The sequence below is a fragment of the Candidatus Sulfuricurvum sp. RIFRC-1 genome, from assembly GCF_000310245.1.
GTDB lineage: Bacteria > Campylobacterota > Campylobacteria > Campylobacterales > Sulfurimonadaceae > Sulfuricurvum.
Genome location: NC_020505.1, coordinates 1,395,526 through 1,417,456, shown reverse-complemented (window position 1 = coordinate 1,417,456; position 21,931 = coordinate 1,395,526). Strand labels below are relative to the sequence as shown.

Below are 21,931 nucleotides of genomic sequence, written 5' to 3'. Positions count from 1 at the left end.
ATAGGTAAGGGGAAAAAGGGGTGAAACGGATAGCGTTGTTACGAATAAGAAAGCGCGTCTAAAGTTCCCAATACCAATTTGAAAAGAACCATGTCAAAAGATTCAAAATATTTAACAAAGCAAGAGCGTATAACGTAGTGCCTGTTGTCACATAAAGTGTACAACGTAATAGTTTATTATCAGAACGATACATGGTACTTTTCCTTTAAAATTGGTATATCTACGCAATGAAAAGAAAGAATATACTCCGCTATCTATTAAATTATAATTAATTTTTTATGTTATTTTTTGACAATATAAAGTGTGATAGGGTCAACAATCATACAAATATTGGGCGATTTCTCCTACATTAGTGTTGTGCTATTTTTTTAGCTCACTAATCGCTTTTTTAACCACATCTAAATTCTTATCATTACTAAACATCCATTCACGGTACATGCTCCGAAATCATCCCTCACTTCCGGATGAAGATAGAGATAGGGATAAGCAATTTTTGCAATGCTTTGGCGATTTTGATTCAGAATCGTGCGTTGGTGCGAAAGGGATATTACCCCGTAACGTCCCATGAGCCACGCAATCATACTGGACGGTGCGTTGAGGGAGGGATCAAGATATGGGGTCTGTTCCAGCGACTTTTTGGCAAGCCGCTCATAGCGGGTCTCTTCACTAAGAACAGAGAGAATACGAAGATTTTGCATCATCCTCCCATAAGCAGAGGTGGTATATTTATCGAGCAAGTCCACTTTTACTTTATGAGGATCACTATTTTGTACCCATCCTTCTTTGGTGTAAAAGTGTGTTATCGCTTCATCGCACAATTTTTGGGCGAGTTGTAATTTTTCTTCATCCAAGGTGGCTTGGTATCCGACTAGGAGTGCCGAGATGAGAAAAGCATAATCCTCTAAAAGGGCTTTTTTGGGTGATCGGATACCCTTGAACTCTTTGATGGTATAACGTCCCCTCGACTTGGAGCGTTTTGAGAAGGATATTGAGCGAAGTATCTCCCATTTGTGTATAGGCGGGATCAATCGCACCCGCTTTGTAAAGCGCTTCGATCATCATCGCATTCCACGAGGTGATGATTTTGGTATCGATAAAGGGATAATGACGATTTTTGCGAAGTTCTTGCAGCCTAGTTTGAAGTTCACGAAACTCTTTGGGGCGTGTGGGTGTTGCAAGGTGAAGATGGTATTTCCCCTCGAAATTTGCGCCATCTTCCAGCTCCAATGCCGCATTGAGTGATGCGGAGAGATTGAGCTGTTTTAATTCCTGCTCAGTGTAGATAAAATAGCCTCCCTCCTCATGGTCGCTGTCCGCATCACTGGCACTGTAAAACACTCCATTGCTTCCAAATCGGTGTTGCATCATGGCTATTGTTTCTCGAACGACATCCGCATACAGTGGATTATGGGTCATTTGATAAGCGCGAACGTAAAGCGGTATCAATTCGGCTTGATTGTAGAGCATCTTCTCAAAATGGGGAATCTCCCATCCGGCATCGGTACTGTAACGGAAAAATCCCCCTTCGCTTTGATCATACAGACCGCTCAGTGCCATGGTGTGGAGTATCTCTAAAGCCATTTTTTTGGCTTGGGGATTACCGAGTTCCGCAAGATCGAGCAATAACGCTATTTTGGAGGCTTCCGGAAATTTAGGGGCAATTCCAAATCCGTGATAGAGTGCGTCATAGTTAGAGGTGACGGATTCAAAAAGTGCTTTGGCAGAAATGTTCCCATCCGCTACAACAGTCGGAGAGATCTTTTCGATATTCATGGCAAGAGCACGGTATTTTTCTTTATCACGTGCATACCCCTCGCCGAAGCGTTTCATCATCGAGTCCATCCCCTCCACCCCTTCTTCGCTGTGCGGCGGTACATACGTTCCGATCCAAAACACTTTTCCCTCTTCGGTCAGTATCGCATTTAGCGGCCATCCTCCTGAGCGTCCATAGAGTTGTCGATGGAGCTGTTGGTAGTGACTGTCGAGATGGCTGAGTTCTTCACGGTCGATTTTTACGGGGATAAAATAGGTGTTGATAATTTCGGCGATGGTTTCATTTTCGAACGATTCATGCGCCATGACATGACACCAATGACAGGTACTGTACCCGATGGAGATGAAAATCGGTTTATGCTCTTCTTTGGCACGCTCCAGTACGTTCTCATCCCATGCAATCCAGTCGACAGGATTTTGTGCGTGTTGTTGCAGATACGGGGAAGAAGAGTGAATGAGGGAGTTGGAGGCGAAAAGAGAAGATATAAAAAAGAGGCTTGGAATGACCCCCAAAAACTAGACACTTTTTAATTCGTTAATTTCGTCGATAATAATCGGCATGGAATACGATTAGGAGAGATAAATGGCAAGATATACAGACGAGTTCAAACAAGAAGCAGTAAAGCAAGTCACCAACAACAATTATGCGATCAAAGATGTAGCAGAGAGATTGGGGATTCATCCAGATTCTCTAAAAACTTGGGTCAGCCGATACAAAGATCCTCAATCTACAGCTGAGTATGCTCAATTAAAAACGGTACACGATGAGATGAAGAAGCTCAAATCGGAGCTCAAGCGTGTTACCGAGGAGCGTGATATCTTAAAAAAGGCCGCCGCGTACTTTGCCAGAAACCAAGGATAAAGTACGCATTTATTCAGGTTCATGAGCCCTTATATGGGATTCGACGCTTGTGCAAAGCGATGCAAGTTCATCCGAGCGGATATTACGCTTGGGTGAAAGAGCCTATGTCTGATCGGGCAAAGGCAAATGAAGTGCTAAGTGTTCAGATCAAAGAAGCGTATGTACAGAGTAATAACGCCTACGGCTATCGAAATATCCACAAAGACCTAATCGAGTCGGGAATCACCGTCAACCGGAAACGAGTTGCACGCTTGATGATTACCAACGGACTCTACGGTGCGGGGACTCTCAAAAAGAAGCCTCGTCATAAAGCGGGCAGTATCCATAAAGCCCATCCGAATCATCTCAAGCAGTGCTTTAACGTAGAGAAACCTAATGAAGCATGGGTAACGGATATCACCTATATTCGAACCTACGAGGGATGGTTGTATCTTGCGGTCGTATTAGACCTTTTCAGCCGCAAAGTGATTGGATGGGGGATGAGCCATCGGATGACGACATCGCTCGCTATGGATGCACTGAGAATGGCAACGATGCGGCAGGGGGCGAAACACAGTGTGATACTTCACTCCGATCAAGGATCGCAGTTTAGCTCCTATGAATGGCAAAGTATGCTCAAACACTCCAACATCATCCCAAGTATGAGCAGACGGGGTAACTGCTATGACAATGCCGTCGTGGAAAGCTTCTTTAAAACCTTGAAACGTGAATGCGTCAGGAAAGAGATATTTGTGACGAGAGAGTATGCAAAATCAAAAATATTCCATTATATCGAGATGTTCTATAACCCTAAAAGACGGCATAGCTATCTGGGATATTTATCTCCAAACGAATTTGAGGTAAGATACTTTTTGGAATCAACAAAAAATGAGGTGTTGGCGGAAAACTAATGTGTCTATAAAACGGGGGTCATTCCAGCTTACCATTAGAATCGGTTTCATTATTTTTCTTCTTTATAAATTTCTAAATCCGTTTGACTTTTCGCAGCATGACATCTTCGGTGATTTCACTCAGACGCATAGCCGAATACATTTCCAGCATCTCTTGACGCCATACATCCCACTGGGCATGAAGAGCACACGGTTTTTCAGCTTCGCAGTCTCCGAGTCCCAGTACACACGCATCAAAAAACGTTGATCCGTCAACCGCTTCGATGATCGAGAGGAGAGTGATTTCAGATGCTTTGCGTGAGAGGGTGACACCTCCTGCTGCTCCGCGCTGCGAGATCAGTATCTTTGCATGAACGAGTTTTTGGAGTGATTTTGCCATAAAATGAAAAGGGAGTTCCAATGCCTCGCTGATCTTTTGTATCCGATGAAATTCACCGGTGGGTTGGGTAGAGAGCCATACAGCGGCTCGGATAGTATCTTGGCAAGCGGAGGAGAGCATTCTTTAAATGCCTTTGTTTAAAGGGTCAGTTGTGGTGATGGTGCCATCTGGTAGTTGCCAGTACAACACACCATTTTTACTGTAAACATTGGGAAAACCTTTTTTATGGTTTTCTTCCTGTGCTTTATGAACAGCACGATTACCAATTTTACGGATTTCATCAAATTGTCTTAGCGTTGATTCATTCATTCTATATCTCCTAAAAAATCATCCATTTTTTGTTCATCAATAACTCCAGATTGACTATTGATGACTTCTTCAAAATCATCATCGGAATTATAGTATATACCAATTTTACGGATTTCATCAAATTGTCTTAGCGTTGATTCATTCATTCTATATCTCCTAAAAAATCATCCATTTTTTGTTCATCAATAACTCCAGATTGACTATTGATGACTTCTTCAAAATCATCATCGGAATTATAGTATATTGCCCATTCATCCACGATAAATCGGTATTTTTGCCAAAATAATTTTTTACTACGATAAAAACGGCGTTTTACATCTTCATCAGGGACTGCGTGACCACCGTTTAAAACTCTAATTTTAATACGATCAATGGAAACCTGCGGTGATTCAACGAGTAAATAAACAATAGTGATGATGTAATCATGTTCTTTTGCTAAACGTATCAGTTTTTCGAGATAACCGCCAGACAATGTGCTCTCAACGGCAAAGGATCTTCCTTCATTAACATATTTAATGAAACGGAAAAAAAACTCTTTTCCTGCACTGATTTTTTTAGCCGTTATATCATCGGGATCCAGCATCTTAGCAATTTCATCCGCATTAATAAACTCGATATCTTTGGCTTTGATATATTCTAAGGCAAAGGTTGTTTTTCCGCTGCCATTAGCTCCAGCGATAATAGTAAGAGATTTTGTTGACATTATTTTTGCTTTTTATTGATTTTGAATTTTTTCTCTTTCGGATTAAATGAAGAGACAAAGTATTTTAGTTCTTTTAAATTAGATAGTAACTTTTCATTATAATAGTTAATTGGAAGCTCTGATCCTTTGGAGGAAATGATATCTGCATAATCCCCTTCTAAGTCACATAGAATAGACATAATTTCATCTTTCGATAAAAATAGTATTTGTGAATTTAAAAGATTGATTTGCAACTCTAAATTATGGTTGTTGATTCCTAAATTGTCTATAAGTGCATTTAAAACTAAAAGCTCTAATTTTTCATGTTTATTCTTCCATATTTTGTAAAAAAGTTTTGCTAGTTTTTCACTTTCATCAAGAGTATTTACATCAAAAGTTTGAATGATTTTACTTTTATGTTCATCTGCAATTGATTGTGATTCAACTAATGCAATAGCTTCTGTTGTATCAATAGGAAATTTTTCATAGTTTTCAATAAAAAAATTGATGTTTTTCTCAATAAGGGTAGTGCGTGCTTTACGTTCATTTAGCGCATTGAAATTTTGAGGAGTTAGGTATAGAATATTGTGATTGAGAAGAGCATTTACTTTTTTAGTTGATAAATTATTCATAGTTAATTCAAAATGTCGTTCAATGATACTTTCGACTATTTTTTCATATGCTTCATCAGTAACATCATTGTTTTCTAATAAATGAGTTTCAAACTCTTTATGAACTAATGAATATTTAGAAAGCTCACTGTAGTTTTTCTTTAAATTTATGAAATTTATTAATACTGAATCAAATGTATTTGTTTTTTCGAAGTAAGTAGTTAAATTGTCCCATATAGGCTCGATTTTAGAGTGTTCAAATACACTTGTCCATAGTTCTTGTGAGATACTGGTTATATCACTGATTTTTGTTTCTGTTTTAGCAATAATCGCGTGTTTATTTTCTAGCTCAATAGATTCATTATTGAGTAATTCAATGATAGTTTCTTCAGATTCTTTGGTATTTTCTTTGATTATCAAGAATACGTTTGCAACGTATTCATTAAGATTTTCATTGATATACTCTAATAATCTAAGACAAGATGATTGTTTGATTGTTGTGAAATTGGAAGTTTTTAAATCAGTAGACTTTGATAACCAAGCATCACCTAATTGTTCGATTATTAGTTCAATCATTTCTGGGTTGATTGTATAGCTATTCGTCTCGTATATAGTTTGCAATAAAGGACTAGGTTCGGATGGAATTTCAAGTCTAGCAAATTTTATTTTTAACGAAGTAATAAGTGATGTTTTTTTACTTTCATCATTGATTTCATCAAATTGTGGTTTCCAATATAGATAATAGGTTTTTTGACTAATAAAATTTGATAATATAGATGATTTATCCATTGAGACAATATCATCAATATCTGCATGTCTAATAATATTATCTAAAAAAATAGTTTTCTTTTCATCTGAATAGTCAGATTCTTTATCGATAAAGATTGCAAAATCACTCCATTTTTTTGAAAGAATTCTAATAAAATCCGGTACTAATGTAGAACTACCGATAAAATCACCTAAAAATTCTATAGCTCTTTGGTTCTTTTTGATAATTTGTTCTAAAATCTTGTCCAATTCGGATTTCATATTATGTTTTATTATATAATTAACAAGAAATATATTCAATATTTCAGGTCTATCAAAATAGCCATCTAATCTTTTGATTACATTGTCAATCTTTAGAAGAGGATATGTAAAGTATAAAGATGACCCGTCTTTGATTTGTAATACAAAATTCATATCTTCTTTAGATAAGCTACCTTCATGAAAATGAGAAATAGCAAGGGGGTATAGCTCGTCGATATAACCATGTTTTATAAAATATTTTAAGAGTAGTTGATCTTTTAGGTGATTTGTGAAAATTTGCGCTGAATAGCCATTCTGAATAATTTCGACTAATGTCATAGTGGATAATTTTTGATTTATCTCTTCTAAATGTTCTATTTCATGTTGAAGTGTATTAATACGGCTACTTCTATTAGGAATTAATTTTTCTCTTTCATGATAAGTTAGATTGGAACCAACTATTTTTTCAATATCTGAAAATGATTTATTGATATAGTTATTATTTATTATGATGTTTGTTTGTTTGATAAAGCTATTGAAATATTTATCTCCATCTAACGAATTGATAGAGACTCGCTCATTCTCTATTGTTATCGTACGATCGTAATGATAAGGAATTACCAAGAGCAGCTCTTTAATATATAATGCACGAAGTTCTTTTATATTTTGTAAATGCTCTTTCTCAATTTGAGCGAGTTCGATTTGTAAATCATCAATTTTTTCATTGTTTTGATTAATTATAGTAATGACAAGGTTGCTTTTGTTTTTAAAAACATCATAAAGCATGCCTTCTTTCTGATTGAGTTTAGCAAAATCTTCGGGATAAAGATTTTTATAAATAATCATTCCTAAGATTTTGTCTCTTTTGATACTTTTAATTTCGATTTGATCGGAATAGATGACATACTCGTTATATATGTTATTCAGGGTACGCATATCATCGATATAAAGAGATATATCCTCGATGAATTTTTTTGAAATTTCTTTTATATTTCCAAATTTATCTAGGAGGAATGTTTCAGAATTGCTAGAATCAATGATCGGAATGACAGGGATAATCAGATCAAAAAATTTCGTACGGGTTTTATCATCTTTGAACATATCGTCTTTGATAGCATATATAAAAATAATATGTCTATTAATTTGTTTGGAGTTATTTAGAAGGGTGTTGATTTCTCTTAATTTTGTGAGAATTGCTTGTGCATATTTTTGGAATCTATCTAAATCTTCGAAAATGACTACTTTATAAGTGGTATCTTCAAAAAAGTATAAAATTTCATCTAAATGTTTATTGAGGAATGAAATCTCTGAATTAAATTGTCTTTTAGCTATTTCACCGCCTTTGGCATCCAATTTACTCACTTCCATTTTATTTAGTATCTTTAGGAATTGGAAGATAGTTACAAATAGTATTCCAGTGAAGACTAAGAACATTAAATTAGTGAACAATCCAACATTAAAGTGTTCATAAATAAATGGTTTCCATGAATCTAAAATGGATAGTTGAATGATATGTTCATTTTGTAAGAGCCATACAATCGAAAATAGCCATAGCGTAGTGAGTAACGTGCGGATTAAAAGAGGAATGGTTTTATGATTTTTAATTTTTTCAAAACGTGAATGTTGAAGATTTTTGGACTTTTCACGATAAAACATCTGCTGTAAGATGCTTTTTTCAATAGAGTCATATTTTATGTCTTTTTGTTCTTCATCATCACCAAATGCAGCTAATGAAATATTCAAGTATTTAAACTCAGGATGCTTCTTTTCAAGTGTTCGTAATATGGTACTTTTTCCTGATCCGTATGAACCTGTTAGTGCTAAGTTTTTGATTCGCTGATTTTTAATTGCCCATACTAATGAATCTACATAAACTTCTTTGTCATGGTCATCTTTTGGAGCTAAGTCCTCGAGTTCATACGGATTTGGATTAAAGGAATGTGTAGTGATTCGAGTGTTTAACTGATTTAATACTTGAATAATATAAACTAGGATTTTACTGATAGTTATATATAAACTAGGATTTTACTGATAGTTATCAATATTTTACATTCCTCAATAGTTGGCAGTTTTTTCACAAAATATATCTAATTTTTCAGATAGAAGTTAAGAAAAAGTATTTACTATAATATCACAGAATATTTATTTCATAGTTATATTCGTCTATTCATCTAACCAAAATAGCAGCATTGGATAAAATAATGTCGTAGTACAAAAGTATGATTACAACAAAGAGTGGTAATGTTCAAATTCCGGAGCAGGGAGGGGTTTGCTGAAATAATACCCCTGTACCTCGTTACATCCGCTTTTACGGAGTAAATCAAGTTGTTCGAGTGTTTCAACACCTTCGGCTATGGTGATCATGTTGAGACTGTGTGCCATATTGATAATTGTCTTGACGATGGTTTTGTCTTCGGGATTATCGGTAATATCACGGATGAATGATTGATCGATTTTGAGTTTATAAAACCCGAAAATTTTTGAGGTAGTTGAGGGAAGAATAACCGGTTCCGAAATCATCGATTGACATACGTATACCGTGATCGTAGAGGGTATTCATTATTTTGATGGCTTGGAGAGGATTCTCCGAAGCGATTCTCTCCGTGAGTTCCAGTTCGAGATATTGCGGAGGGAGGTGAAAGTCTTCGAGAATCCCTAACACCAGTGAAACCAACTTTGGATGTCGAAATTGGATAGCTGAGAGATTGACGGCCATGATAAACGGTTCCATCCCCTCATTGATCCATGCTCTTAATTGTCCGAGTGCATGGTAGAGAACCCACTCTCCGATCGCAATAATTTGACCGCTCTCTTCGGCAATAGGGATAAATTCTGCCGGAGAGATCATCCCCATCGTCGGATGATTCCAGCGTAAAAGTGCTTCAACTCCAATAAGTTTCCCATTCTCAAGGGCGACTTGAGGTTGATAGTGAAGCGTAAGCTCATTTCGTATTAGTGCATGACGGAGGGCATTTTCAAGTTCGAGATTTCGCGCAGAACGTTCCTGAAACTCCGGGGTGAAAAAACGGTAACAGTTGCGTCCGTCGTGTTTTGCGCGATACATTGCGGTATCAGCTGATTGGGATAGAGCCGTGAGATTAATTCCATCGATTGGATAAATCGCTATCCCGATAGAGGGGGTGATGGAGAGTTCGTGATGGTGGATTTTGTACGGCTGTGAAACACTTTCTATCAATTTTTCGGCAACGTGTGCTGCGTTATCGGCATCCGCACCGGAGAGGAGAATCAAAAATTCATCCCCCCCCTGACGGGCAAGTGTATCGGCTTCTCGGATGACAGATTGGATCCGTGAAGCGACATAAACCAGCAATTCATCGCCGATATTATGGCCGAGGGTATCGTTAATATTTTTAAAATGGTCCAGGTCCACATAGAGCAATGCTATGGAATCTTGGGTACGATAGGCATGATGTATGGCGTAATTAAGGCGGTCATTGAGCAGTATTCTGTTCGGTAATCCGGTGAGGGGATCAAAATGGGCGAGCCAATGTACTTTTTCTTCCGCTGTTTTTTGAGCGGTAATATCTTGCATTGTACCGCGAATACGAATAACCTGACCTTCTTCAAGCACCGGGGCACCGATGGTTCGGACCCATTTTTTCTCCCCTTTTGGGGTACTCATCTGAAGTTCCAGATCAAACGGCAGGGCTTTGTTAATGGCATCCGCAAGTGCCATTTCCATTTTTTCCAGCCATTCTTTTTCATAAACGCTCAAGCCCACGCTTTTGGTCACCGTTATGGTACTGGGCATGTCGTAAATTCGGGACACTTCGGAGGTCCATACTCCTGTATTATCTCTTGGATCAAGTTCCCACCCGCCGACATGGGCCATTGCACTCATCTCTTCGAGGAGTTGTTCGGTTTGGAGCAAGTGTGCTTCCGTCATGTGCCGTTGCGTGATATCGCGTGCGATACCCAAAACACCGATCAAAGCACCGGATTCATCCCTCATAGGCATTTTGATCGTTTCCAAAAGTGCGCGATGGCCGTCATCAGCAAAGCTAATCCACTCTTCATTGATACTTGGAGCGTTGATTTCCATCGCTAAACGGTCTTTTTGCCGGAAAAAATCGGCCAGCTCTTTATCGACAAAGTCATAATCACTTTTACCGATGATATCTTTTTCTTTTGCACCGAAAAAACGTTCAAACATTGGATTGCAGAGGAGATAGATTCCATCTTTGTTTTTAAGCCATATCAAATCGGGAATGGTATCGAGCAGGGTATGAAGCTGAATTTTGGTTTCCGAAATTTCGGCCGTACGTTCTTCAACCTGTTTTTCGAGGAGACGTCGATAGTTTTTGAGTTCGGCGTATTGTTTCGCGATATATCCCATTAAAAGACTGATAAAGGTACTGACCGCTATGCCGAGTGCCAAAAGCCAGTAATCGTGCCATCCAGCGGTGGGTGCAATACTCAGTGTCCAGGTCGTGTTTTGGAGTTGAATAAGGGTTTTCACGGGATGATCAAGAGGTTTGTCGGTTGATGCTGCAATGATCTGCAACTGTTGCGTTTTTGGGTGGATGCGGGTGAGTGTATACTGATAGCCGTTGTTGGTGAGCTCATGCATCGTATTAGTATAGAGAATATCAGGGAAGCGGATGATGATAATAACAAATCCCCAGAATTTTTTCTCTTTTCCTCTAAAAATGGGCATACGTCCTATAATCCCATCTCCACCTTGTATCAGATGTATCGGTCCCGCAAGTGTCAGTTTTTTGCTGTCGCGTGCCAAAAGTGCTTCAGCTTTTTGGTTAGGATCGGTTAAGAGGTTGAATCCTATCGCTTTTTCATTTTCCCTCAGGGGGACGACATGTTTGATTATCCCCTCAGGGGCAAGCGCTATTTCGGAAATAAGAGGATAATGGGAGGTGATTTTTTGGGCGATAAATTCAAAATCGTTAATGCTTCCGTCTTCATGAACTGTTGTGGCAATCGGATAGATTAATGCCATCATTTGATCGATATTTTTATCTAAATGGAAAGCATTTTCATCCGAAATATTTCGAATTTTATATTTTATTTCATTGACATGCATATCATCAAGATGCCAAATGATGTTTCCTGAAATGGTGGCGGAGATGAGAAAAATCAATATCCCGATTTTCCATTCTTTTGTTCGATAACGTTCGAATGGAAAAGAAGAGAAAAAATTAGACATTGTAAAACAACCTTCTTCTTTCTTTGAAATCATGTATAAAATATTATAACATCGTTTGTGTAAAACCCATTTATTTCCCGTTTATTTTAAGTTATTGTTAATAATACGACTTTGATACTAAAATTACTTGGATACATACAGTCCAAAAGTCCATATTTCAAGGGCTAAGAGGATAAAAAACCCGATTTTGTAAAAGGTGGCGGGCGAGCGTTCGATCAGAGGTGTTGTTTTGCAAAAAAACGGCTTTACTTTTTCAGGGGCTTTAAGTTCATAAAAAAATTCAGAGTAATGTGGCATAGCGCTGATCGGGAGAGATCGCGATGGAACGCATAATGACGGAATCGAGCCAGAGAGGAATATTTTTATTGATTACTGAGGGACGTTTTGGTGATTTAAACGTTGGCGTTTGAAACGGTTCAATCTCTCCGTAGGGAAATTTACCCGTTAGTGCCCAATAGAGTGTTACTCCGATGGAGAAGATTTCAGTTGATTCGTTGATAGCACTTTCGCTAAAACGTTCGGGGGCGAGATAGGTAGGGGTACCTGCTCGTGAATTGGTGGAAAATATCTCGACGATGGAGCCGAAATCAACCATTTTAAACTCCACTCCCGCTTCACCGTCTCGTTGGTAGACGAGGATATTCTCGGGTTTTATATCGCCGTGAACGAGCCCCAAATGGAGTAGATGGGCCTCGGCACGGTGGAGAAATTTTCCTAAACTGATGGCATTGTCTATGGAGAGAGGGCGGTTTTTGAGATATTTTTGGAGATTTACCCCTTCCACCAGCTCCATCAGATAATAGCGCATGCTCCGCTCCTGCGGAACCCACGCATGACCGAAGGCTTTGTGGGTTATCTGTTTTGCGTACCATGCTTCACGAACAAAGGCATCGAGTGCTTCGTCATCATCCGCTTTGAGCGGAAATTTCATAACATACAGTTCAGAGTCTTTGAGTACTTTCCAAATACGTTTGTGTTCCATCATAGGGGAGAGCAGGGTATAGCCGTCGATAATTTGCCCCTCACTCAGTGTTTCAGGGATGATGAGCGGAGCATGTTTCATTGCATAAAGTGGATCGAGCTTTTCGATACGAAAAATCTGGAGGCTCATATCATCTCGATCTTTAGGATCGCAATTTTGGGTAGCACTCTGGATGATGGTCGAGGCACCTAACCCTTTTTGGAGCATATCGGCAAAGATTTTTTCCTCTAAGAGGTTGTAAACACCGTCACTGCACAGTATGAGAGTGTCACCGACACCAATAGGTGTCGAGAGGATAGTTAGATCGATGTTTTCACTCAAACCGCACGCAGAGGTCAAGACATGGGACATATACTCATCATCCATCGTGTGATCGATACTGAGTTGTACAAAGGTGCCATCTTTTTTGAGTAGATAGATACGTGAATCACCGAGATTGAGAGTGTAGAGGTTCTCTCCCTCGATTACGGCAAGGCAGAGTGTTGTGAGGAGTTCGATTTTTCCGTATTGCGTCATCGACTCTTTAAATAACAAAGAATTGATATGGCGGGTAAAGACCTCCATTGTTTTGGGAATATCCCATGCTTTGGGGCGATTTTTGAATTGATCGATAAAAAACTTTACACATTGGCGTGCCGCAGTCCCTCCGCGTGCCGCACTTCCGACTCCATCACACAAAACACTTACCAGCAGAGCGTTATCGATGATAGTATAGGCACAGGCATCATCGCCAGTGGTAGCGTCTTTGGAGAGGATGAATTCGGACGATTGGAGTGTGAGCATGGGCAAACCCTTACGGTGAATTTACTATTTCGTCATTCCGTGCTGTGACACGGAATATTCTCGCTCCCACTCTTCTGAGTGGGAGCGAGCAAGAAAACCCTTACAGGCTCAGGGTGAATAGGGGTTAAATTCTTGCTCCTGATTCCGCGCCCCATGTCGTACGCCAGCGTGTTTTGACCAGACTGATCCCGCTGATAGCAATCATCGTCATGACGGCAAAGATGACAAACCCGGCAGTGTAGCCATCGAATGCTCCCTGTGACCATCCGAATGTTTTGATCAGAGCCGTTCCGCCCAGACCTCCGGCCATACCGATAAGTCCGGTCATCACACCGATGTCTTTACCGAAACGCTGCGGTACGAGCTGAAACACCGAACCGTTCGCCATTCCCAGATTCGCCATGATCAAAAACATCACGACAATCGCTGCCCAAAACGGTAATGCGACAAATGCGCTGATCAATGCAAGAATGATTATACTGCCATAAAAGACATAAAGCGATTTAATCCCACCCATTTTATCGGCGACGGCTCCCCCCACCGGACGAAGCAATGCACCGGCGAAGATACACAACGCTCCGAAATATCCGGCGATAACTTTGACATTTCCCTCATCCATGACATCCAGACCAAAAGCTGACATATCGGCTTGATAGGTATTCATCAAATAGACTTTCATGTAGTTGGCAAACCCGATAAATCCGCCGAAACTGACGGCATAAAAGAGGTTAAACCACCACGTATCACGGTCACGCATCAGTTTCATATAGTCACCGAGTTTTTTCGGATTGGCTTTATAAACCGATGATGGGGCATCTTTGGCCATAAACATATACGCAATCAAAACGATAAACGACAATACTCCACCGACGAGAAAGACCGACGGCCAACCCCAAATCTCGGCGATTTTAGGGGCAAACAAAAAGTCGATGACGACACCGATATTTCCGGCACCCGCGATCCCCAATACCGTCCCTTGCAGACGCGGCGGATACCATTGACCCGCTTGAGGCAGTGCGACGGCGAACGATGCACCCGCAAATCCCAGACCGAGAGCCACAAACAAGAGCTGATCATACGTGATGGTTTCAGCCGCTATGTATCCGTAAAACAGTGTCGCGATAACAATCACCTGAGAAACCAATGCCGTCTTTTTCGGCCCGAATTTATCGACGAAAATCCCTAGTACAAGGCGTAAAATCGCCCCCGCAAGTACAGGAACAGCGAGGAGTGTTGCTGTCTGATCATCATTCATCGTAAAACCGCGTGAGGTAAGAGACTCATTAATCTCGGTAGCGAGAGGTCCCAACATTGTCCACATCATAAAACTAAAGTCGAAATACAAAAAGGCGGCAAACAGTGTCGGCCAGTGTCCCTCTTTTTTTAAATCTCCAAATTTCATCTTCTCTCCTAATTAGGATTTTTTTATCTGAAATAATTGTATCAATTAAATATCACTCTTTAATGCAATATAGTGATTAAAAAATAATCACTTAGCTCGTATGGTTCTTGCATTTGTTCTAGAACATCATCCTTAGGAGTCACCTATGGTCAGCCGTGCTAAAATCAAAGAACTTATGAACGAGAGTGCCTGCTCTCACAGTAAAGATAAAAAACCCGGAGAAGGGTGTGACAAGCCCAAGCCGGGGTTAGCCGCAGGGGGATGCGCTTTTGACGGTGCTCAAATTTCGCTGTTTCCCTACGCAGATGCCGTACACCTCGTTCATGGCCCTCAAACCTGTCTGGGTTCTTCATGGGAGACCCGTGAGACAAAAACGTCGTACAATGGAATGGACCATACGCAGATGGGGTTCACGACCGGAATCAATACCAACGATGTCATCTTCGGCGGAGACAAACGACTGGGTGAATCGATCGATTATATCATGGAACATTATAAACCCGAAGCGATTTTTGTCTATTCGACATGCGTTACGGCGTTGATGGGGGATGATATCGATATGACCTGTAAGCTGGGAGCCGAAAAACACGGTGTTCCTGTTGTTCCGGTCCATGCCGCAGGTTTTGTCGGAAGTAAAAATCTCGGATCTCGTTTAGCCGGGGAAGCGGTTTTAGAGCATTTGATTGGTACAAAAGAGCCTGAATTCACAACCCCTTACGATATCAATTTGATCGGCGATTACAACGTCACGGGGGATATGTGGCAGTATCTTCCGCTGTTTGAGAAAATCGGTATCCGCGTTCTGAGTTCTATGAGCGGAGACGGGCGTGTCGGAGATATCCGTACGGCCCATCGGGCAAAGCTTAACGTTATTGTCTGTGCCAAATCACTTATTACGTTGACTCGTAAGATGCAGGAACAGTACGGCATCCCATGGATTTCGGTCTCCTTTTACGGTAAACGGGATACGACTTTTGCCATTCGTGAGATCGTGAACGCATTGGGCGATCCTGAGCTGATAGCACGAGCCGAAGCGGTGATCGCAGAAGCCGAGGCGGAATTAGAGTTGGCATTAGAGCCTTATCGTGCAATGTTTGCAGGTAAAAAAGCGGTGCTCAATACCGGAGGGAACAAAGCGTGGTCGATTGCTTCGGGATTGCAGGATTTGGGGATTGAAGTCGTGGCAACGAGTGTCGCTAAATCGACACAGGATGACATTGACAAAGCACGAGAATATTTGGGTGAAAACGGTGTTTTGATGACGAAGCCCGCGTCTGAGCAGGGAAAAATAATCGATTCTACGGGAGCCCATATCCTCCTCGCGGGAGGGAGAAGTCTCTACACCGCGATCAAGAAAAAAATCTCGTTTATCGATGTCAATCAGGAGAAGAAAACGAGCTACGGCGGCTACGGCGGATTACTCAATCTCGCGGAAGATTTGAAATACGCATTTCGCAATCCCGTCTTTGCCAATGTTGGAAAACCCGCGCCGTGGGAGATGTAGAATAGGGCATAATATTCTTTTTAATTGCTAAGGAGAGAGCATGAATCAAGAATTGCATTATGTGCAGGAATTTTATGATCAAACGATCGCTTTTTTGACCAATTACAGTTTCCAAATTATCGGTGCGGTCATTATTATCGTTATCGGCTGGTTTGTCTCCAAGTACGCATATAAGACGTTGGTAACGTTTTTTGATAAGCATGATTTCGATGTAACGTTAGGAAAATTTGCGGCAAATGTTGTTCGGATACTGATATTCGGTGCGATGTTCATTGTTGCTATCGGAAAACTGGGGATTTCGATAGCTCCGTTTATCGCAGCTGTCGGTGCTATTTTTTTAACCGCCGGTTTGGCATTGCAAGGGACGGTGGCAAACTTCGCTGCCGGTATTTCACTGGTGATTACCCGACCGTTTAAAATCGGAGATACCATTTTGGTCAATAAAGTCTACGGTGTCGTCGAAGAGATCAAACTAGGATACACGACGCTGCGAACGGAAGATGAAGAGATTATTACCGTTCCCAATAAAAACATGATCGGCGAGGTGATCGTTAACTCGTTCAACTACCGTATTGTTGAATCGAGTGTCGGAATATCCTACAGCGATAATGCGGATCAAGCGATTGCATTGATTCGAGAGGTTATCGATAACTTTGAGAGTTTATCGACTGAAAACAAATCGATTGTCGGAATACAAAAATTCGGCGATTATGCAATTGAAATCGGGATGCGCTACTGGGTTCCGACTCAGAATTATTATAAGATACAGTACGAAGTTAATTCGGCTATCTATAAGGCCCTCCAAAACGCAAACATTACAATCCCTTTTCCACAGAGAGAAATTCATATTTACGAGCAGAAATAGAGGAAAAACATCCTTAATAGAATCATTTTTCACGATAAAATAAAATTAATTATTATTATGCCAAACCATAAATAAATTACCCTTCGACAAGCTCAGGGCGAACGAAAACAAGGTTATCAGAGAAGTTTATTATTTCCGTAAATACTGCAAATGCTGATAATAGGGAGAGTCTAAAAACTCGTTGAGCAGTTCTGCCGAAGGGTTGATCAACTCGATCATTTCGATAAGAGCTTGTTTGAGCAAATATAACTCTTTATGTATCGTATTCCATAAAATAGCTTCATCAACTCCTCGGTAATCATGAGAAATTTTATCTCGTATTCCCGCCACGTCCGACCAATCGAGTTTTGTAGCAATATCATTTTTCAATACTTGGTCTATTTTCTTGGATTCTTCACCGATAGCGATAAACATGGAGATTACGGCATTGAGATGAATTTGTGCATCTGCCCAAATAAAATCTCGTGGATTATCAAAGCCAGTAGAATAAATCCAGCATTTTTCGGTACATCCGAGCATCGTAAAAATATAGATTAAATTTTCGTCGTTATACATAGATGAAATCTTTTTTCGCGTAATGCTTGATAATCGGATTCATAGAATTTAATCGTACAAAATCAACTTTTGAGTGCAAATCAGCTTCAATTTGACGTAAAAATTTAGAAAACTCTAAAAATCCCATTGAAAAAGTCTCATTGCTGTCATAGAATATATCCACATCGCTACTTTCTTTTGCCTCATTACGGGCATAGCTTCCATACAGTCCAAGCGTCGTAATCCCGTACTTTTGGCGGAATTCCTCTTTTTTACTTTTGAGATAATCGATGATGTACTGTTGAGTCATAGCAACCTATCCGATTTTAAATTGTGGTTATTATACACCAACCCAAAAAAATCATCGATAAACTGCATTCAATCCTCTTCTCGCACACTTCTTGCATAATCTATGATAACTAAGGAGTTGTCATGGAATTCTCCCTTTCTCGTCATGAACACAAACCGCTTCAAGTCAACCCGATCAAACACTCTCAGCCGATGGGTGCAACCCTCGCATTTTTAGGGGTTAAAGATTGTATGCCGTTGATGCACGGTGCGCAGGGGTGTGCTTCGTATACCAAGGTTTTTTTTACCCGCCATTTCAATGAACCGATCGCGATCAACAACACTTCGGTAAGCGATATTACCGCTGTTCTCGATGGTGGAGACTACTCGATACTTATGGCGATTGAGAATATCCAGAACAAAGAGAAAAATATCAAACCGAGCATGATCGGTCTGCACACGACGGGTCTGACCGAGACCAAAGGGGATGATGTTCGCGGTGTGGGGATGCACATCGAAATCCCCTATGTGTTTGTCAATACTCCCGATTACGAGGGGGGGATGGAGAGCGGATGGTCACTGACAGTCACCGCGATGATCGAACAGCTTACCGAGGCTGCTACCGAGCTAAAAACCAATAAACTCGTTTTTTTACCCCACCTGAGTATGCAGCCTATCGAGGTGGAGAAGATCAAAGCTCTCTGCGAGGATTTCGGGTTTGAAACCTATGCACTCCCCGATCTCTCTACCTCACTGGACGGGTATTGGGAAGCGGGGCAGGGGAAACTCGCCAACGGCGGAATAACGGTGGATCAAATCCGTGATTTGGCGACCTCTTCGGTGGTGGTTTCACTCGGAGCTTCGATGAAAAAAGCGGCATTGGCACTGCAAAAAAAGAACCCCGCGATAGAGCATCTCCATTTCGATCATTTGATGGGATTGGATGGATGCGACAATTTTGTAAGTGCACTTATGAAAATACGACAACGTGAGCCAAAACCGCTGATGAAACGATGGCGATCCCGTCTGCAAGATGCGATGTTGGATTCGCATTTTCTGATCGGGAGTTCCCATTTTGTCGTGATGGGTGAGCCGGATATGCTGGTCGGAATTTGTGCATTACTCCGCAGTGTCGGTGGAACCATTGATGCGGCAATATCTACGACGTTTAGCGACTCTTTGCATTTGATCGAAGCAGAAAAAGTATTTGTCGGGGATTTGGAAGATGCCCGGCAGTTTTTCGAGGGGGCTGATATGGTGATCAGCAATTTTCATGCAGAACGAATCTTGCATACGTATACTCATACGGCACTCGTGATCCGAGGATTCCCTAATTATGAAGAGTTAGGGAACCAGCTCAAAAACGATCAGTTGTATGAGGGAAGCACTTACTTTTTATTTGAGATAGCAAATGCTTTGCGTCATGTTAAACATGCAGAGTAAAAAGTCTGCTCCGAATGGAGCAAGCTTTAGTGCCATAGCGGCTAGCGAAAGAATTCCGGGCTTTGCTCGGATTGCGGCAAAATTTGAGTAAAGGGGTAGAACATGAACACTAAAATCACAGTAGAGGGGAATGGGACAATGAATAGCGCTTTACGAGTTGCATTTGCAACCAAAGATATGGAAGAGGTTAATGCCCATTTCGGCGGAGCCAAAGAGTTTGTGGTGTACAACGTCTCTCAAAATGGCTACGAGGTCTCAGAAGTGATTAAAACCGATACCTCTGAACTCGAAGACGATGACAAAACGGATTTCCGTGTTCGTGCGCTGAAAGGTGTGAATATCATGTATTGTGAGAGTATCGGCGGAACGGCAGCCGCAAAAGTAATCCGAGCGGGAATCCATCCTATGAAGGTGAATGAACCGACATTGATCGAAGATCTTTTGAAAAGTTTGGTAGCCATGATCAACGGTAATCCTCCACCGTGGGTTAAAAATATCATTCAAATGAAAACGGAACACGACGTGCGACAAGATCGATGGGCAGAAGGGGAATAATTATTATGGAAGCAGAAAAAACAATGAATGAATTTGGAACAGAGTTAATACGTCAAATCCGGGCACTTGATCAGTTTGGAAATTGGTCACGAATCAGTGATGATGAGTTGTTAATCAAAAAGTATGTTAAGACCAAAGAGGATTTAAAAACGATCCCTTTGATCGCAGACATTGATGAGATGCTTATCAATGATATCAAAATGATTTATAAAGCCCTTGCATTGGCATTTGAGCGCAAAACAGGTGTAGTGTGCAACGTCATCATGGAAATGAGTCATGAAGGTTTCGGTCGCTGCGCGGTTATCGCTGATCGTATCTGTATTGTGGATAAATATTTCAAAGATGCTCACCGTTTCGGTTTCCGTACACTAGAAGCATTGTTTGAAGACGGTGATAAACATTTAGTCAACGCTATTGCTGTTTATGAGCAATATCAACCAAATAAAAATTAAGAACAAGGGGTTTTAACATGTCAAAAGTCGGTATTTTTTTCGGTAGCAGCAGCGGTGTCACACGGGGTGCGGCAGAACTTTTAGCGGATGAGATCAAAGGTGCAGAATTGATCGATATGGAAGAAGATTTCGATGGAATCGATCAGTTTGACGATTTCGACGTATTGATTCTTGGTTCTTCTACGTGGGGTCAAGGTGATCCTCAACGTGACTGGGTCGATCCATTGTATGAATTGGACAATGATCGTCCTGATCTGGAGGGGAAAAAAGTAGCGTTTTTCGGTGCCGGTGATCAAAAAACACACGGTGAGCATTTCCTGAGCGCTTTGGGAAAAATGCATGATTTGTTTACCTCTCTTGGGGCAAGTGCATACGGATTTACGTCAACAGCGGGATATGAGTACGAGTTCTCTCTTGCAGAACGTGACGGAAAGTTTTGCGGATTGGGGATCGATGACATTAATCAGGAAGATTTGACCGAAGATCGTGTTAAAGAGTGGGCCACTCAACTTAAAAGTGAAATAGGGCTGTAGAGTCAAAATTGCATTATCAGATATACAAGGAGCATACGATGGGAACATTAAGCGAATTTCAACAAATTACCGATACCGAAGATTTCTTTGACTTTTTCGATTTGGAATACGATGAGCGTCTTGTGAACGCAAAACGGTTTCATATCATGAAAAAGTTTGGTGAATTGGTCGAGAAAGCAAATGGCCATGATATGGGTGGTGAGACGAAATTGCTCGAATATTACCGATTTGCTCTTATTACGGTCTATAAAAATTTTGAAAACGGCTATAGTCCATCTGCCGCTGATGTTTGGGCTATGTTCGATAAGCCGAGTGCTTGCGGTACCTGCTCAACATCGAGCAGTTGTAATGATGTAGAGGAGGTCAGTCATGGAGTCCACGCCTGCACAAGCCAAACCACTATCAGCTTCTGAAGAGGATATGCCGATTAATGATGAGGCACGTAAAACCAACCTTTACAAGATGTCCACCAAAGACGAGATTCTTTCTCTGTACAGAGTGGGGCAGAGGGTTCGACTGACTAAATCGATCCGAAATGATGGAACGTATCCGCATGCACGAGTCGGTGATGTGTTGATCGAAGCAGGTTCGGAAGGATACGTCCGAAAAATCGGTGATTTTTTACAGACAATACGTGTTTATGAAGTCAATTTCATCGAAGAAGGGTTGGTATTCGGATGCCGCGAAGCGGAACTGGAAAGCGCTCTTGAAGATGACGGTTATGATGAAGTGGCGGAAGAATTGAAATGGCTCAAAGAACACCGTGCTGCGCGAGCTGCTGAAAAAGCGGCGCAATCTCAAGAAGAGGGGGAATAAACCACACCTTTCTGAGATTTTTGCATACCGTATCAAATTGGTGCCCTAGTGGCTAAATATCGTAATCAACAAAGGAGT

At 40.9% G+C, this 21,931-nt stretch carries 22 protein-coding genes; 9 read left to right on the top strand and 13 right to left on the bottom strand.

What is annotated here, in order from left to right; translation table 11 throughout:
• Positions 1 to 398: 398 nt before the first annotated feature.
• Both B649_RS12565 and B649_RS07160 read right to left on the bottom strand, forming a co-directional pair.
• Positions 399 to 851 (bottom strand): hypothetical protein, encoded by a 453-nt coding sequence (locus tag B649_RS12565; RefSeq protein ID WP_015653850.1) that lies wholly within the window; start codon positions 849 to 851, stop codon positions 399 to 401.
• Positions 844 to 2,286: a DUF255 domain-containing protein gene (locus B649_RS07160; RefSeq protein WP_015653849.1), complete on the bottom strand. Its 1,443-nt coding sequence runs from the start codon at positions 2,284 to 2,286 to the stop codon at positions 844 to 846. Before B649_RS07160 ends, B649_RS12565 begins: the two co-directional genes overlap by 8 nt.
• A 70-nt stretch (positions 2,287 to 2,356) precedes the next feature.
• On the opposite strand from B649_RS07160, the gene B649_RS07150 reads away from it, so the two are divergent.
• Positions 2,357 to 3,525 (top strand): IS3 family transposase gene (locus tag B649_RS07150; protein WP_291750835.1). Its coding sequence is split into 2 segments (ribosomal slippage): positions 2,357 to 2,591 and positions 2,591 to 3,525, totalling 1,170 coding nucleotides; the frame shifts between segments, so codons are not numbered across the junction.
• A gap of 73 nt (positions 3,526 to 3,598) precedes the next feature.
• Here B649_RS07150 and B649_RS07145 read toward each other — a convergent pair.
• The 9 genes from B649_RS07145 to B649_RS07115 form a co-directional block, all read right to left on the bottom strand.
• Complete coding sequence (locus B649_RS07145) at positions 3,599 to 4,024, bottom strand: Rrf2 family transcriptional regulator (RefSeq protein WP_015653846.1); 426 nt, start codon at positions 4,022 to 4,024, stop codon at positions 3,599 to 3,601.
• Between the two features lie 3 nt (positions 4,025 to 4,027).
• The gene (locus tag B649_RS07140) at positions 4,028 to 4,213 is read right to left on the bottom strand and encodes a hypothetical protein (protein ID WP_015653845.1); all 186 of its coding nucleotides are present in this window, start codon (positions 4,211 to 4,213) and stop codon (positions 4,028 to 4,030) included.
• Positions 4,210 to 4,359, bottom strand: a complete 150-nt coding sequence (locus B649_RS12560) for a hypothetical protein (RefSeq protein WP_291750833.1) — start codon at positions 4,357 to 4,359, stop codon at positions 4,210 to 4,212. Before B649_RS12560 ends, B649_RS07140 begins: the two co-directional genes overlap by 4 nt.
• Positions 4,356 to 4,916 (bottom strand): AAA family ATPase, encoded by a 561-nt coding sequence (locus B649_RS07135; protein WP_015653844.1) that lies wholly within the window; start codon positions 4,914 to 4,916, stop codon positions 4,356 to 4,358. Before B649_RS07135 ends, B649_RS12560 begins: the two co-directional genes overlap by 4 nt.
• The gene (locus B649_RS07130; RefSeq protein ID WP_366216287.1) at positions 4,916 to 8,464 is read right to left on the bottom strand and encodes a hypothetical protein; all 3,549 of its coding nucleotides are present in this window, start codon (positions 8,462 to 8,464) and stop codon (positions 4,916 to 4,918) included. The genes B649_RS07135 and B649_RS07130 overlap by 1 nt, the downstream gene beginning before the upstream one ends.
• Positions 8,465 to 8,737: 273 nt before the next feature.
• Complete coding sequence (locus B649_RS12245; protein WP_015653842.1) at positions 8,738 to 9,034, bottom strand: EAL domain-containing protein; 297 nt, start codon at positions 9,032 to 9,034, stop codon at positions 8,738 to 8,740.
• A complete protein-coding gene (locus B649_RS12240; protein ID WP_015653841.1) occupies positions 8,976 to 11,696 on the bottom strand; it encodes a diguanylate cyclase in 2,721 nt (906 codons plus the stop codon). Before B649_RS12240 ends, B649_RS12245 begins: the two co-directional genes overlap by 59 nt.
• A 280-nt stretch (positions 11,697 to 11,976) precedes the next feature.
• Positions 11,977 to 13,461 carry a bifunctional protein-serine/threonine kinase/phosphatase gene (locus B649_RS07120; RefSeq protein ID WP_051013654.1) on the bottom strand — a complete coding sequence of 495 codons (1,485 nt, stop codon included), beginning with the start codon at positions 13,459 to 13,461 and terminating at the stop codon, positions 11,977 to 11,979.
• A 124-nt stretch (positions 13,462 to 13,585) separates the two neighbouring features.
• Positions 13,586 to 14,863: a nitrate/nitrite transporter gene (locus B649_RS07115; protein WP_015653840.1), complete on the bottom strand. Its 1,278-nt coding sequence runs from the start codon at positions 14,861 to 14,863 to the stop codon at positions 13,586 to 13,588.
• A 145-nt stretch (positions 14,864 to 15,008) separates the two neighbouring features.
• Here B649_RS07115 and nifE point away from each other — a divergent pair, with 145 nt between their 5' ends.
• Together nifE and B649_RS07105 are read left to right on the top strand one after the other, a co-directional pair.
• Positions 15,009 to 16,367 (top strand): nitrogenase iron-molybdenum cofactor biosynthesis protein NifE, encoded by a 1,359-nt coding sequence (gene nifE / locus B649_RS07110; RefSeq protein WP_015653839.1) that lies wholly within the window; start codon positions 15,009 to 15,011, stop codon positions 16,365 to 16,367.
• 40 nt (positions 16,368 to 16,407) lie between these two features.
• Positions 16,408 to 17,232 (top strand): mechanosensitive ion channel family protein, encoded by an 825-nt coding sequence (locus B649_RS07105; protein WP_015653838.1) that lies wholly within the window; start codon positions 16,408 to 16,410, stop codon positions 17,230 to 17,232.
• Positions 17,233 to 17,361: 129 nt separating this feature from the next.
• Here B649_RS07105 and B649_RS12235 read toward each other — a convergent pair whose 3' ends face one another.
• Together B649_RS12235 and B649_RS07095 are read right to left on the bottom strand one after the other, a co-directional pair.
• Complete coding sequence (locus tag B649_RS12235) at positions 17,362 to 17,787, bottom strand: HepT-like ribonuclease domain-containing protein (protein WP_015653837.1); 426 nt, start codon at positions 17,785 to 17,787, stop codon at positions 17,362 to 17,364.
• Positions 17,780 to 18,076, bottom strand: coding sequence for a nucleotidyltransferase domain-containing protein (locus B649_RS07095; protein ID WP_015653836.1), 297 nt, complete (start codon positions 18,074 to 18,076; stop codon positions 17,780 to 17,782). Before B649_RS07095 ends, B649_RS12235 begins: the two co-directional genes overlap by 8 nt.
• A 122-nt stretch (positions 18,077 to 18,198) precedes the next feature.
• On the opposite strand from B649_RS07095, the gene nifN reads away from it, so the two are divergent.
• From nifN to B649_RS12555, 6 genes are all read left to right on the top strand, one after another.
• A complete protein-coding gene (gene nifN, locus B649_RS07090) occupies positions 18,199 to 19,497 on the top strand; it encodes a nitrogenase iron-molybdenum cofactor biosynthesis protein NifN (protein WP_015653835.1) in 1,299 nt (432 codons plus the stop codon).
• A 102-nt stretch (positions 19,498 to 19,599) separates the two neighbouring features.
• Positions 19,600 to 20,052, top strand: coding sequence for a nitrogen fixation protein NifX (gene nifX / locus B649_RS07085; protein ID WP_015653834.1), 453 nt, complete (start codon positions 19,600 to 19,602; stop codon positions 20,050 to 20,052).
• A 5-nt stretch (positions 20,053 to 20,057) separates the two neighbouring features.
• Positions 20,058 to 20,504: a NifX-associated nitrogen fixation protein gene (locus tag B649_RS07080; RefSeq protein WP_015653833.1), complete on the top strand. Its 447-nt coding sequence runs from the start codon at positions 20,058 to 20,060 to the stop codon at positions 20,502 to 20,504.
• A gap of 17 nt (positions 20,505 to 20,521) precedes the next feature.
• A complete protein-coding gene (locus tag B649_RS07075; RefSeq protein WP_015653832.1) occupies positions 20,522 to 21,037 on the top strand; it encodes a flavodoxin in 516 nt (171 codons plus the stop codon).
• A 38-nt stretch (positions 21,038 to 21,075) separates the two neighbouring features.
• Positions 21,076 to 21,450, top strand: a complete 375-nt coding sequence (locus tag B649_RS07070; protein ID WP_015653831.1) for a nitrogenase-stabilizing/protective protein NifW — start codon at positions 21,076 to 21,078, stop codon at positions 21,448 to 21,450.
• Entirely contained in the window at positions 21,407 to 21,853 is a 447-nt protein-coding gene (locus B649_RS12555) for a nitrogen fixation protein NifZ (protein ID WP_291750831.1), read from the top strand. Before B649_RS07070 ends, B649_RS12555 begins: the two co-directional genes overlap by 44 nt.
• Positions 21,854 to 21,931 lie beyond the last annotated feature (78 nt).

Bases quoted from the DNA above. Each gene is read 5' to 3' on its own strand.
- B649_RS07145 (WP_015653846.1), bottom strand. From the start codon at position 4,024: ATGCTCTCCTCCGCTTGCCAAGATACTATCCGAGCCGCTGTATGGCTC.
- B649_RS07140 (WP_015653845.1), bottom strand. From the start codon at position 4,213: ATGAATGAATCAACGCTAAGACAATTTGATGAAATCCGTAAAATTGGT.
- B649_RS12560 (WP_291750833.1), bottom strand. From the start codon at position 4,359: ATGAATGAATCAACGCTAAGACAATTTGATGAAATCCGTAAAATTGGT.
- B649_RS07135 (WP_015653844.1), bottom strand. From the start codon at position 4,916: ATGTCAACAAAATCTCTTACTATTATCGCTGGAGCTAATGGCAGCGGA.
- B649_RS12245 (WP_015653842.1), bottom strand. From the start codon at position 9,034: ATGATTTCGGAACCGGTTATTCTTCCCTCAACTACCTCAAAAATTTTC.
- B649_RS12240 (WP_015653841.1), bottom strand. From the start codon at position 11,696: ATGTCTAATTTTTTCTCTTCTTTTCCATTCGAACGTTATCGAACAAAA.
- B649_RS07120 (WP_051013654.1), bottom strand. From the start codon at position 13,461: ATGCTCACACTCCAATCGTCCGAATTCATCCTCTCCAAAGACGCTACC.
- B649_RS07115 (WP_015653840.1), bottom strand. From the start codon at position 14,863: ATGAAATTTGGAGATTTAAAAAAAGAGGGACACTGGCCGACACTGTTT.
- nifE (WP_015653839.1), top strand. From the start codon at position 15,009: ATGGTCAGCCGTGCTAAAATCAAAGAACTTATGAACGAGAGTGCCTGC.
- B649_RS07105 (WP_015653838.1), top strand. From the start codon at position 16,408: ATGAATCAAGAATTGCATTATGTGCAGGAATTTTATGATCAAACGATC.
- B649_RS12235 (WP_015653837.1), bottom strand. From the start codon at position 17,787: ATGTATAACGACGAAAATTTAATCTATATTTTTACGATGCTCGGATGT.
- B649_RS07095 (WP_015653836.1), bottom strand. From the start codon at position 18,076: ATGACTCAACAGTACATCATCGATTATCTCAAAAGTAAAAAAGAGGAA.
- nifN (WP_015653835.1), top strand. From the start codon at position 18,199: ATGGAATTCTCCCTTTCTCGTCATGAACACAAACCGCTTCAAGTCAAC.
- nifX (WP_015653834.1), top strand. From the start codon at position 19,600: ATGAACACTAAAATCACAGTAGAGGGGAATGGGACAATGAATAGCGCT.
- B649_RS07080 (WP_015653833.1), top strand. From the start codon at position 20,058: ATGGAAGCAGAAAAAACAATGAATGAATTTGGAACAGAGTTAATACGT.
- B649_RS07075 (WP_015653832.1), top strand. From the start codon at position 20,522: ATGTCAAAAGTCGGTATTTTTTTCGGTAGCAGCAGCGGTGTCACACGG.
- B649_RS07070 (WP_015653831.1), top strand. From the start codon at position 21,076: ATGGGAACATTAAGCGAATTTCAACAAATTACCGATACCGAAGATTTC.
- B649_RS12555 (WP_291750831.1), top strand. From the start codon at position 21,407: ATGGAGTCCACGCCTGCACAAGCCAAACCACTATCAGCTTCTGAAGAG.